Origin of the sequence: Desmonostoc muscorum LEGE 12446 (assembly GCF_015207005.2) — a bacterium.
Taxonomy (GTDB): domain Bacteria; phylum Cyanobacteriota; class Cyanobacteriia; order Cyanobacteriales; family Nostocaceae; genus Nostoc; species Nostoc muscorum.
In genome coordinates, this window is the sequence record NZ_JADEXS020000001.1 from 1,023,432 (window position 1) to 1,035,290 (window position 11,859).

At 42.8% G+C, this 11,859-nt stretch carries 12 protein-coding genes; 4 read left to right on the forward strand and 8 right to left on the reverse strand.

The genetic code is table 11. The features are described 5' to 3' along the window. Nucleotides 1-11: 11 nt before the first annotated feature. The 3 genes from IQ276_RS04430 to tnpA all read right to left on the reverse strand — a co-directional run bounded on the left by IQ276_RS04430 (nt 12) and on the right by tnpA (nt 3,756). Complete coding sequence (locus IQ276_RS04430) at nt 12-1,763, reverse strand: ABC transporter ATP-binding protein (protein WP_190883432.1); 1,752 nt, start codon at nt 1,761-1,763, stop codon at nt 12-14. Between the two features lie 282 nt (nt 1,764-2,045). Continuing rightward, nucleotides 2,046-2,678, reverse strand: coding sequence for a septal nanopore formation protein FraI (gene fraI / locus IQ276_RS04435; RefSeq protein ID WP_190883433.1), 633 nt, complete (start codon nt 2,676-2,678; stop codon nt 2,046-2,048). 670 nt (nt 2,679-3,348) lie between these two features. After that, complete coding sequence (gene tnpA, locus IQ276_RS04440; RefSeq protein ID WP_193918122.1) at nt 3,349-3,756, reverse strand: IS200/IS605 family transposase; 408 nt, start codon at nt 3,754-3,756, stop codon at nt 3,349-3,351. Between the two features lie 24 nt (nt 3,757-3,780). Here tnpA and IQ276_RS04445 point away from each other — a divergent pair, with 24 nt between their 5' ends. After that, entirely contained in the window at nt 3,781-5,088 is a 1,308-nt protein-coding gene (locus IQ276_RS04445) for an RNA-guided endonuclease InsQ/TnpB family protein (protein WP_193918124.1), read from the forward strand. A 322-nt stretch (nt 5,089-5,410) separates the two neighbouring features. Continuing rightward, on the forward strand, nt 5,411-6,409 hold the full coding sequence (gene galE, locus IQ276_RS04450; RefSeq protein ID WP_193918126.1) for a UDP-glucose 4-epimerase GalE: 999 nt from the start codon (nt 5,411-5,413) through the stop codon (nt 6,407-6,409). A gap of 83 nt (nt 6,410-6,492) precedes the next feature. Here galE and IQ276_RS04455 read toward each other — a convergent pair whose 3' ends face one another. The 4 genes from IQ276_RS04455 to IQ276_RS04470 form a co-directional block, all read right to left on the reverse strand. Next, nucleotides 6,493-7,173, reverse strand: coding sequence for a hypothetical protein (locus IQ276_RS04455; RefSeq protein ID WP_235115425.1), 681 nt, complete (start codon nt 7,171-7,173; stop codon nt 6,493-6,495). Beyond that, nucleotides 7,148-8,419, reverse strand: a complete 1,272-nt coding sequence (locus IQ276_RS04460) for an urease accessory protein UreH domain-containing protein (protein WP_190883435.1) — start codon at nt 8,417-8,419, stop codon at nt 7,148-7,150. Before IQ276_RS04460 ends, IQ276_RS04455 begins: the two co-directional genes overlap by 26 nt. A 454-nt stretch (nt 8,420-8,873) precedes the next feature. Beyond that, on the reverse strand, nt 8,874-9,260 hold the full coding sequence (locus tag IQ276_RS04465) for a sensor histidine kinase (RefSeq protein WP_228043195.1): 387 nt from the start codon (nt 9,258-9,260) through the stop codon (nt 8,874-8,876). Then, nucleotides 9,217-9,411 (reverse strand): response regulator, encoded by a 195-nt coding sequence (locus IQ276_RS04470; protein ID WP_235115426.1) that lies wholly within the window; start codon nt 9,409-9,411, stop codon nt 9,217-9,219. Before IQ276_RS04470 ends, IQ276_RS04465 begins: the two co-directional genes overlap by 44 nt. A gap of 429 nt (nt 9,412-9,840) precedes the next feature. Between IQ276_RS04470 and IQ276_RS04475 the strand changes: the two genes are divergently transcribed. After that, nucleotides 9,841-10,896, forward strand: a complete 1,056-nt coding sequence (locus tag IQ276_RS04475) for a M28 family peptidase (RefSeq protein ID WP_193918864.1) — start codon at nt 9,841-9,843, stop codon at nt 10,894-10,896. Nucleotides 10,897-10,994: 98 nt separating this feature from the next. On the opposite strand, the gene IQ276_RS04480 is transcribed toward IQ276_RS04475, so the two are convergent. Beyond that, nucleotides 10,995-11,369 (reverse strand): hypothetical protein, encoded by a 375-nt coding sequence (locus IQ276_RS04480; RefSeq protein ID WP_309245581.1) that lies wholly within the window; start codon nt 11,367-11,369, stop codon nt 10,995-10,997. A gap of 283 nt (nt 11,370-11,652) precedes the next feature. Between IQ276_RS04480 and IQ276_RS04485 the strand changes: the two genes are divergently transcribed. Further along, nucleotides 11,653-11,859 (forward strand): hypothetical protein, encoded by a 207-nt coding sequence (locus IQ276_RS04485; protein ID WP_235115427.1) that lies wholly within the window; start codon nt 11,653-11,655, stop codon nt 11,857-11,859.

The following is an 11,859-nucleotide window of genomic DNA, read 5'->3' on the forward strand; positions in this document are numbered from 1 at the left end:
GTTTAGTGACCTTAATGCAATAATTCCTCAACTTGATGCTGGCTCCACAAAGTTCTGTAAAGACCTTGTTGTTGTAAAAGTTCTAAGTGATTTCCCATCTGCACAATTTTTCCCTTTTCCATGACAAAAATTCGGTCAGCAGCAGCAGCGGCAGATAGTTGATGAGTAATAAAAATTACTGTCTTCCGTTGTGTACCACTGGAGAGATTTTTGAGAATTTCTGTAGCTGTTTGATTATCTACACTGGAGAGGGCATCATCTAAAATTAACACTGGTGCATCAACCAGCATAGCTCTAGCGAGGGCAGTACGTTGCCGTTGACCGCCAGAAAGTGTAATCCCGCGTTCGCCAACGATGGTTTCGTATTTCTGGGGAAAATTATGAATTTCTGCATCAATTTGAGCCAATTTAGCAACAGATTCAACCTGTTCTTGTTCGCTAACTGGGTCACCGTAGCGGATATTATTTTTGATTGTGGTGCTAAAGAGAAAACTATCTTGGGGAACGTAGGCGATCGCACTTCGTAAATCTGCCAACGCTATCTTAGTAATATCCAGTTCATCTAAAAACAATTGTCCTGGTTCAATATCCAATAAACGCGGCAAAGCATTGGCCAAAGTAGATTTTCCTGAACCAATTGCCCCAACAATTGCCACGGTTTCTCCCGGAGCAATAGTAAAGTTTAGATTTTCTAAAGCCGGAGTAGTAGAACCAGGATAAGTGTAGTTGAGATTTTTTGCTGTCAGTTCTCCTTGGAGTTCAGCCATTGTTAGATGTACCGCATCGGCTGTGTCTTGAATTTTCGGTGTGACACTGAGAATAGATTCAAGCCTATCGATACTAACTTCACCTCGTTGGTAGGTGCTAATTGTGAACCCTAAAAGAGTAGTGGGGAAAACTAGACGCTCTACATAGATTAAGAGTGCTAAAAAGTCCCCAACTTCAAGCGTCCCAGAAGACATCCGCGCCGCCCCTAGCCAAATAATTACCAGAGAACTGACATTAGCTAGGCCGCCAATTAAAGGAAATAGAGTATTTCGGCTTTTTGCCAGTTCCAAATTAGCAGCCAATAGCTGCTGATTTTTCTTGGCAAAAGCTCGACGCTCATTTGCTTCTTGGGCATAGATTTTAATTAAGGCAATGCCGCTAATATCTTCTTGGATGAGTTCGCTGATGTCAGAAAGTTGCTCTTGGACTGCTGCTTGTTGTTTGCGTAAGCGATCGCTAAACAAACTCACCAGCAAAAACATAAAAGGGTACACTGCCAAAGAAGCTAGTGTGAGATCCACACTAATTGCCAGCATTACTGGCAGTGTCAGAGCGTAAGCAAAAACTGTATTTGCAAAACTCAAGACGGCAAAACCTAACAACCGCTTGATATTGTCCACATCACTGGTAGCCCGGCTAATCAAATCACCAGCAGTATTACTGGCAAAATAAGACGGTTCCAGCTTCAGTAAGTGTTCAAAAATCCGTTGTTTGAGGTCAAATTCTACCTGACGCCCTACCCCAAATAGCCAAATGCGTGATGCCATACGCATTAGCCACATTGCTGAACTGAGTAATACAATAATAACTACGTAATGTATTATTTGATTCCAGTTGAAAGTAGTTGAGAGTTTGTCAACACCAGCACGAATCAACCAAGGGATATAAACGCCCAGGGCATTAACAGACAACAAAGCGAGAATACCTAAAGAGGCTTCCCGCCAATGGGGTCGAAGGTAAGCACCAAGTTTAGCGAGTCTTCGAGATTTTGCCATTAAAGCAATTTTGCAACTTTATCATCCTAGATTAACTGCTAGTCTCAGAAGGCAGCTAGGTAGAGGTAATTTTGCTCATAAAGTAAGCTTTTATACCTTTTTAACTACATAGTTATTGCCTTCCCTTTCATTGAAAGCGTTCTCTTAGCATGTACTCAAATTTTTAATGCTCTTGTGGGAATTACAGCCTTAATTAATCCAGCCACTAGTACTGCGTCCCTCACAGGGTAGCAGTACTAGGGCGTGGAGTTACGGACTTTTGAGTATTTATTTTTGACTTTTTTACCGCTGAACACGCAAGAACCTGTAAATTTCAGTCAGATAACTTTCCCAAGTTCTCGTTGTCAATTGCAGGGTTTCCGCATTAGGTACAAAGTCTTCAAGTCGTAAACCGCGTGTGCGAATATCTTGAGGATTTCCTTGCAATAAGTAGGGAGGCACTCTCAAATTATAAGAAAGAATGTTATTCCCCGTTACATCTGAAATATTTGTCCCGGTGGTTTGTTGTCCAAATGCCACTAGTGTTTCAGGTGTTGATACAGCAGCTGCTCCTAAGGGCGCTCGATAAAGAAAATAGGCCACTGCTGGTGTACTTGCCAACAGCAAAATCGTTAGTGCCCAACCCACTAAGTATCCTCCTGGCTTGTCTATCCCGCCTCCTTTGATCCTCTGAGCTGCAAAAATCATCATTAAAACAGAGGCTCCCAGAGGCTTGAGTGGAAAAGACATCATCCTCCACAACGACGCCACAGCTGGTTCATTGGGGTTGAGAAACGATAGGGCTACGACTACCAACATAACGACTAAGATTAATCGCCCTACAAAAGTTCCTGAAGGATAAAATCGCTGGAACAGAGAATATACGATAGTGCCAATCAACAGCCACAGCAGTACCCGGCTTAGCAATAGAAACATAGATTAACTCTCAAATTTTCTGGTGCGGTGAGCCAGTGCGGTGGTGAGGCAGTCCGCTTTGATTGGGGTTTCGACACCACTTTTTTGAAGTTGGGCATTGCCCAGCTTTGGTTATGGTTCCCCAGAAGGAACTGCCGAAAGGGTTTCCCGACATAAAGCAACCAGTGTAGTCTTGTGGAGACAGTTTATTGGGCGGAAAATGCCCATCCAATAGTAGTGGCTCCATAAGAGCGACTGGCGTCAACTGGCTAACCCGTAAGAGCTAGCCTAGAGGCTTCGGGAAATGGATTTATTTTATCGTCAAATTGTAATTACACCGTTTGACTTAAAATACCTACCTCAAACCTCACACCTAAAGACTACCGTCGTAGTGATTTTAGTGCAATTTTTTGACACTGCGTCTATTATTTATAATTTTCCAGAAGAAGTAATGTGGCACCATTGACATACTTCCTAGTCGAAAGGTAAAAGGATTCTAAGCTAAAACAGCAATTCGAGGCTGTGGCTGTGCGACATCACCTAACTTACCAGTGGATGCCCCAACTGTTTTAATATTTTTAGCGGCGTTTTCATCCCGTCCATCTAGACCTCCGCAAGGGTACTCCCGCTACACCGGAACGGTTGGCGGTGACGGGGAATTGCGGGGTAATTGGAGGGGTTCAATGCCCTTTCAATTACCAGGACTGCTCTGTTTCTCAACATAAGATTTAAGTTGTTCAAGGGTAACGCCACCACACGAAGCAACGAAGTATGCACCCGTCCAAAATACTGGTTTGTTGTAAAACTGGTTAACGTGTTCATTGAACTCCTTGCGGATTAAACGACTAGAAACGGTTTTGAGATTATTCACGAGCTTACTTACTTCTACATCTGGCGGATAGCTAATGACCAAGTGAACATGGTCTGATTCTGCGTTGTATTCTGTAACTTTACTTCTCCACTTGACGCAAGTACTTTCAAATACGTCTTGCAGCCGATTGAGAATGGCTTGGTTAATTACTTTCCTCCGATATTTTGTCACCAACACTAAATGAATATTTAGGCTATAAACTGCCCGATGGCTTATGTTGTAACTCATTCCACTAAATGGTATTATGAGTATATGTTACTCACTTACCAGTACAAACTCAATCCCACATCCCAACAGGTTGTCACACTTGAAACCTGGGGCGAGTTGCTGCGTCGTCATTGGAACTATGCGCTAGGCGAGAGATTAGACGGGCTTTGGCGTACAAGGTCACAAATTGACCGATGCAGTTTAGTCTGTGAGCCAATTGGTGAGATACCAGATAAACCCGATTACTATACACAAGCGTCAGACCTCAAACGGACTAAAGAGCTATTCCCCGACTACAAAAACATTTACGCTGACTGCCAACAACAAAACCTGATGCGATTGGACAAGGCGTGGAAGCGGTGGCTAATACCTGATAAGAAGGGAAAAAGGGGAGGAAAACCACGATTTAAAAAGCGTGGTGATATAAGTTCATTTACGTTTCCGCGCGTTAATTCACCCAAGGCTGGCGCACATCTGGTAAGTAATACTCTCAAACTATCCAAGATTGGTGAAGTCAAGATTATCTTGCATCGTCCGATTCCAGATGGTTTCGAGATTAAACAAGCAACAATTTTAAGCAAAGCTGATGGTTGGTATGTCAGTTTCTCTTTAGAAGACAAGACTGTTCCCAATGCTTTGTCAAGGGACAAAATCACAACCGTTACTGGCATAGACGTAGGTTTAGAAAAGTTTTTAACTACTGCTGATGGACAAAGTGTTGAAGTACCGCAGTATTACCGTAAAGCGCAGTCTGCATTAGCTCGTCAGCAACGGCAACTTGCACGTAAGATTATTGGGTCGAAAAATCATAAAAAGCAGGCGAACACTTTAGCTAGACTTCATTTGCACGTTGCAAGACAGAGGAAAGAGTTTCATTATCATGTCGCTCATTGGTTAGTTAATTCCTATGATTTAATTGTTTTTGAAAACTTGAACATTAGAGGTTTAGCTAGAACTCGCCTTGCTTTGTCAATACTGGATGTTGCGTGGGGTGCATTCCTCCAAATTATGCAAGCAGTAGCGGTAAAACGCGGCAAGCTGACACTTGGAGTTGACGCAAGAAACACGAGTATTAATTGTTCGAGTTGCGGTGAAAGAGTTGAAAAAACTTTGGCAGTCCGTATTCATAGCTGTTCTTGTGGATTGGTCATTGACCGCGACTGGAACAGCGCATTGAATCTTTTAAAGCGTGGACTCGCCCTGAGCGAAGTCGTTCGCGCTAGCGTCTCTGAAGGAGAAGGGTCGGTTGGACTACCGATTCCTGGCTGTGGAGGCTTAGGGGATACCCAGCCCGTGAAGCAGCAAGTCTCATTTGTGAATTTGAGATGCTCCCGCTACACCGCTTGCGGTTAGCGGGAGAGTTGTCACTCACTGATTGACCGTGCCAATTTTAGATTTTAGATTTTAGATTTTAGATTATTTCGGTACTCCTTTCCTGCGGAACGCTACGCGAACCCAGAAGCAAGCTTCATGCCCCGCTATCGCGTGGGCGGAACAAATCCTTTCATCCAAAATTTAAAATCATAATGCCCCGCACCCCAAGTGGCACGAGGCCAATCCAAAATCCCAAATCTAAAATCCAAAATTGTTTGACGTTCTAGAAGGACAGGGTTTTAAACCCAATTTTCCAGTAAATTAAATTGATTGAGTAATTGTTAACTTCAAAGGAAAAACTATGTCGTCTGGAAAGCCTACCATCTTGGTAACAGGGGGAGCTGGATATATTGGGTCCCATACGGTGCTTGCTCTCAAGCAGGCGGGTTATAACATTGTCATCCTTGATAATTTGGTATATGGGCATCGGGACCTAGTGGAGAAGGTTTTAGAAGTAGAACTGATAGTAGGCGACACAGGCGATCGCCCTTTGCTCGATCAGCTATTCAAAACCCACGATATTGAAGCCGTGATGCACTTTTCTGCCTATGCCTACGTGGGAGAATCGGTAACCGACCCTGCCAAATATTACCGGAATAATGTCCTTGGGACTCTCACCCTGTTAGAAGCTATGTTGGCGGCTTCTGTTAAGAAATTTGTCTTTTCTTCCACTTGTGCCACCTATGGTGTACCGGAATTCGTGCCGATTCCCGAAACCCATCCCCAAAATCCGATTAATCCTTATGGTGCTACTAAACTTATGGTAGAGCGGATTCTTGCTGATTTTGATGTGGCTTACGGTTTAAAATCAGTGCGTTTCCGCTATTTTAATGCTGCTGGTGCTAATCCCAATGGTTTGCTAGGGGAAGATCACAATCCAGAAACCCATTTGATTCCCTTGGTGCTGCTGACAGCTTTAGGCAAACGAGAATCGATCTCAATTTTCGGCACCGATTATCCCACGGAAGATGGTACTTGTATTCGTGATTACATTCATGTGAATGACTTAGCAGATGCTCATATTTTGGGATTGGAATACTTACTAAAAGGTGGCGATAGCGAAGTTTTCAACTTGGGTAATGGTAGCGGCTTCTCCGTTAGAGAAGTCATTGCAGCAGTCCAAGAGGTGACAGGAGTTTCCATACCAATCGAAGAACGCGATCGCCGTCCTGGCGATCCCCCAATTTTAATTGGGAGCGGCGAAAAAGCCAGGACAATCTTAGGCTGGCAACCTCAGTATCCATCCATCAAAGATATTGTTGCTGATGCGTGGCAGTGGCATCAAAAGCGACATAAATAGAGTTCAGGGCATTGGAAGAGGCAGGGGGCAGAGGGAAAAAATTCTTCTCCCCTGCTCCTGCCTCATCTCCCACTCCCCACTCCCTACTCCCCACTCCCCCCTCTCATGCCTCGTAGTGCAACAAATAAGATGGCTATAAATCCGAGGATTGGCAGAGCGATCGCCCAAAGTGGGAAACTTTGATTTTCACCCTGGACTACATCGCCATTGACATTTCGCAGATTTCGTGTAATAGCTGTAGATCCAGCTGCTACGGTAACTTCAAATTTGAACTCAAAGGGTTTAAATCTTGCCCCTGAGGCTGGTTTACCATTCAATTGCAACTCATAAATTCCGGCTTTGGGAAAGACAAGTTCTGCACCTGGAATGCCTTGATAACGCTCAACAGCTACAGGTTTTAGGGCTGGTTCTAGGAGTGCTGGCTCTCCCTGTGCATAGGGTTCGGCATAAACAGCTAACTGACAATTACACTGTGCCAAGGGAATCACCTTTCCACCTCTGCGGGTAAGGGCAAACCAGGCTTGCGTGGTTTCTCCAGCACGGGGATTATCATTTGGTTCAATGTGGAGAGTGCCACCGACATCTCCAGATACTTCCACCTTGTGAGCAGCAGCAGGGTAAAGATTAGTTATTGATATGACTAAGCAACTCAAGAATAATAAATACTTGATTGTTCCTTTGTTGGGGTAACGCCTCTGTTTTGGACTCGTTGGGATGGAGCCAGAAAATAAGAATGATTTAACGCGATTTGATTGGGGGGACATAAAACTTTTCTACGGCTAACTTTGACCAAAAAAAGCGCGAACGTACTAACAAAACACCGAGGGTAATAATTCCCATCAGTACTGCCGCTAATTTATTTCCCCAAGTTGATTGTATGGAACCCAGATAATGGGAACCAATCAACACAGCATGAATCGCACTCAAGAGCAAAGCTGGCACACCCAATAGATGAATCTGTCGCCAGCGCTTGCCCAAAGATTTCTGCAATGATTCCCAACTCGTAAAAGCGGCGGGGGACATTAATATCAATGCTACAGCACCCGCAGCCATCCCCCACTGAAATTCTGGCGGCAGGAAAGAAAAGGCGGCAAAATTCCATTGCAATGAGTGTTCAATCATGTGGACGGTGTGAACCACAGAAAGCACAAAAGCTCCCACGCCTAAAGCACGGCGGTAACGCAGTGGTGATGCCCACAAGCCACTGATGGGACGGGCAATTAAAGCCAATATTAAGCAGAATAAAGCGGCGTGTCCGGTGTAATCTACCATTGTGTCACCAGTCCGCAGCAAGGTAATGGCACCAATGGCGAGGGTAACCCAACCGCCTAATCTAAACAACTGACTGCGCCTGTCTTTACTTACCAAAGAGGTGGAGACGCCTACACCTAACATAATGGGTAGGGTTCCCAAGCCAAAAGCCAACATCGTTGCCCCACCCATCCATAAATTGGCAGTTTCAGCGGCTTTAATTTGGGCAGCATACAAGAAACCGCAGGGCATCAAACCCCAAGTCATTCCCAAAAGCAACGGCGTCCACCATTTGGTTTTTAAGGAAAGTTTGACCATTCCTGTGCTGAGGCGATCGTGTAAACTGCCTTTTAATAAAGGATGTAGCACGGGAATGGGCGGCAGCAAATCTGGTTTTATTTGTCTTAAGCCAAACCAGATCAGCATCACACCAGTTATAATTGCCATCCAACGCCGGAAGTCGCTACCAACACCCGCTAGTTGTCCACCTTGGAGCAATACCGAACCCAGTGCCCCAATGCCAGCACCGACTAGAGCATAGCTCAACATCCGCCCCAGATTTAGCAAGATATGAAATTTTAATTGCTGTTGCCAAGTGTCGCGCTTTTCTAAGGTTGATGTCCGTCCACGGGAAGCTGTGTGTGGAATTTTTGGCTGGTGAGACAGGGAAAACGCCACTGTTAGGGGACCACACATTCCAAAGCAATGCCCAAAACTACCCAGGAACCCCAGGATTGCGATCGGCAATAAATCTACCATAAGAAAAGTCCTGAGTTCTGAGTCATGAGTCTTGAGTATCAAAATAAGGATTTTTGAAGAATTAAGAAGAAATTGTTTTCTCTTCTTCTTTGCTCAGTACTCAGTACTCAGCACTCCTCTAGTGCGGGACTGTAAGTCAAGTTGCGCTCTTTGTCAAAAGACAAGTTGTCAAACTTGATATAGCGGTTCCCATTCAGATGCGGTACAGAATTATATCGCCAGGTGTAGAGGCACGGCAGTGCCGTGCCCCTACAGGTCTACTCGTAGGAAACAAAAAAGTCATGAAGACCTATAAAGTCAAAATTAAAATTTAAATTTTTGACTTGTTTTAAATGTTATTGCCAACAAAAATAACTTATTTTACGAAGTAGAAAAAAATGAGCTATGTCTGTGCAAATCATCCACTCATCGTTACAGGAAAAAACAGCTGCATGGAGAGAAAGATAATGTTCGCCTAATTTGATAAACTTGACGCGTTTAACGGTAGTAAAACTGTGAATCTTGTCCAACCTTGAATACTCTTAACTTCTATCGTGCCTTGGAGATATTCTACGAGCTTCTTAACTAACGCCAAGCCCAATCCTGTCCCGCCATTTTTCCAGAAATCGTTGTCAGTAATTCGGTAAAAAGGCTCAAATGTTTGAGATTGCTCGATTTGAGGAATTATGACGCCAGAATTGCTAATCGTAATTTTAATTAAGGGCACTTGAGAAGTAGTTATCCCATCGGATTGAGCATCTTCATTAATTAAACTTTTTCTCGTGTAGATGACCTGGACAGCTAATTTAATTTCCTCGTCAGGATAAAACCAAGTTCGGGAGTAGCTCAGCTGCTTTCTCAATTGCTGTTTCTGCGGAGTCGGCAATATCTAGAATAGTGTATCCCAGTGATTCTAAAATTTCTTGTAAATTCATAGCCAGGATATACTCATCCTCAACAATGAGAATCCGAACTGTCTGTGTTGTCTGTATGTTTGATAAAATGCTGGTCACGTTTGTATCTTGCTTTTTCTAAAAAAATTTTTGAGGCATTTATTAACTAATGAAATGCTATGAGTTCATCTTTTGCTATTGTGGCAAAAGTGGCAAACTATGGTGATTTTATCTAAAATATTCTTTAAACCGAAGATGAATCTTATTTTTTAGATATCCCTGAATTCTGTTGCCTGCTGATAGACAATATCGAGCTTTCGATCTAGCTGGTTGCTTCACTAAGCTTTATACAAGAAAAATTCAGTAAGTTTTGTTTTTTGGTATCAAAGTCTATAAGTACTTAATTAGTATTATTTCAATCAATCTAACCTAACGTGGTCACAGTTTGGGAAGAGAACATGCCTTCTTGATGCACTCTTTAATTGAGTTGCTATTTGTTTGAGCAAATTTTTAATTTACTACAACTCGGATGAGCCAAGGATAAATCACATGAAAAAATGGATGTGGCTAATGGTGTTAGTGCTGATGACAGTTGCGGTGGTGGGTAGCAGAGGTAGCACGTTTTTTGGACAGCCTCCCTCATCAGAAATTGTTCAGAGTATGAGAGTGGAAACACCCGAACCACAGCCAGAGTCTAAGGAAGTTGACAGTACCCTACAAGTTTCTACCCAGAGGCTGTTAGCCCATATCGAAAAGTTGAATTTTCAGCGCTACACAACAACAGAGCGATCGCGTACTCGCACTTATATCACAACTGAACTGAAAAAATTCGGCTGGAAACCTAAATTAGAAAAGTTCTCCGACGGTGTGAATATTTTTGCCGAACGTGTAGGAACGAGCATTGCCGCTAAAGCAATTCTCGTAGGAGCGCATTACGATACTGTCGCCTCTTCTCCAGGTGCCGATGATAATGCCAGCGGTATCGCCGTAATGTTGGAAGTTGCGCGGTTGCTTGGTTCCCGCCCCACACCACGGACGTTACAGCTAGCTTTTTTTGACCAGGAAGAAGTAGGACTTTTAGGTAGTCAGGCTTTTGTGAGCAAGACAGCACGCTTGCAAAATTTGGGCGGGGCGATCGTCATGGATATGGTAGGTTATGCATGTTACACTGCTGGGTGTCAAAAATATCCTGCGGGATTGCCGATTAGCCCACCTAGCGACAAGGGCGATTTTTTGGTGGTAGTGGGTGATACAGAACATTTACCTTTACTGAATGCGTTTCAAAATTCCCAGAACATCTCTCCAACTGCTCTGGGTAAACAGGAATCAAATTTGCCAGCAGTCCTGACACTACCAATTCCCTTGAAAGGTTTACTGACGCCAGATACCTTACGCAGTGACCATGCACCGTTTTGGTATCAGGGAGTAGGTGCTGTACTGGTGACAGATACAGCAAATTTACGTACTCCTCATTACCATCAACCTAGCGATGTTCCAGCGACTATCGAGCGTTCTTTTTTTACAGGAGCAGCACAAATTGTGGTCAATACTACCACTGCTTTATTACAAAAGAACGAAGTTTTACAAACTCAACCAGCAAGCTAATTGATAATTCCTAATTACTGGACTTATAGGCATAGAAACATTATTTATTACAGTAGCTTTTATGGATTAAAATTACATATTTTAGTAAAAAATATTACTTATTCTCCATAATTTTGTTGATGAAAAGTTAATGTCCAATTATTTTTATCATTGATCTGAAAATACGAACCTTGAAGAATAACCCTTAGAGCCGTTCGAGTTCTAATAAACTTCCTCATTAGATAAGTTCCTGGCTGAGCAAACATATCATCATATTTTCTGTTATAACCAATTTGTTTTAAACAGTAACTCCCAGCACCTTTCACAGTTAATACATAGAAGGGAGCTTGTTTGTATTCCTCAGGAATTATAAATATTCCGTATGATTTATGTTCACCAAGCCAGGGCTGAAGAACAACTTTAGTAGCTTTTACTTGGAATTTTGTAGTTTTTGATGCCAAAAAATCCTCGTAATTGCAAACAGAATCATTCACAGGCCACCATAGTGTAATAATACTCATTGACAGCAGGAAAATAAAAATATAAATGAGTCGGCAACGCATAAGATTAGGAAAAATTGTTGGTCATATGGCGCAATTTAACGAGTAATGGTAGTGCAGTAACAGTAATAAGACTATGCATCTGCAACAGTTTATTCATTGGTCATTGGTCATTAGCAAAGCACTAATAACTAATGACTAATAACAAAGGAGATTTGTTACAGTATTAAACTTAGTTGAGAAACAATAGGTTTTTTGTGGCTATTAACACCGATTCTTGCTCAAATTCATAGATGTAATCAATTGTACAATTGGTTATAATTCTGATGTTTTTGTTCAGATGCGATCGCACCTACATATACATTTGCCACTTGAGAGCGATCGCTATCAAGTTCAGGAAAAACTCTGCTTCTATTTATCGCCAGGAATCTGGGTACTCAAATACACAAATATCCGCTATATTCACGTAAGTATGAATTGGTGA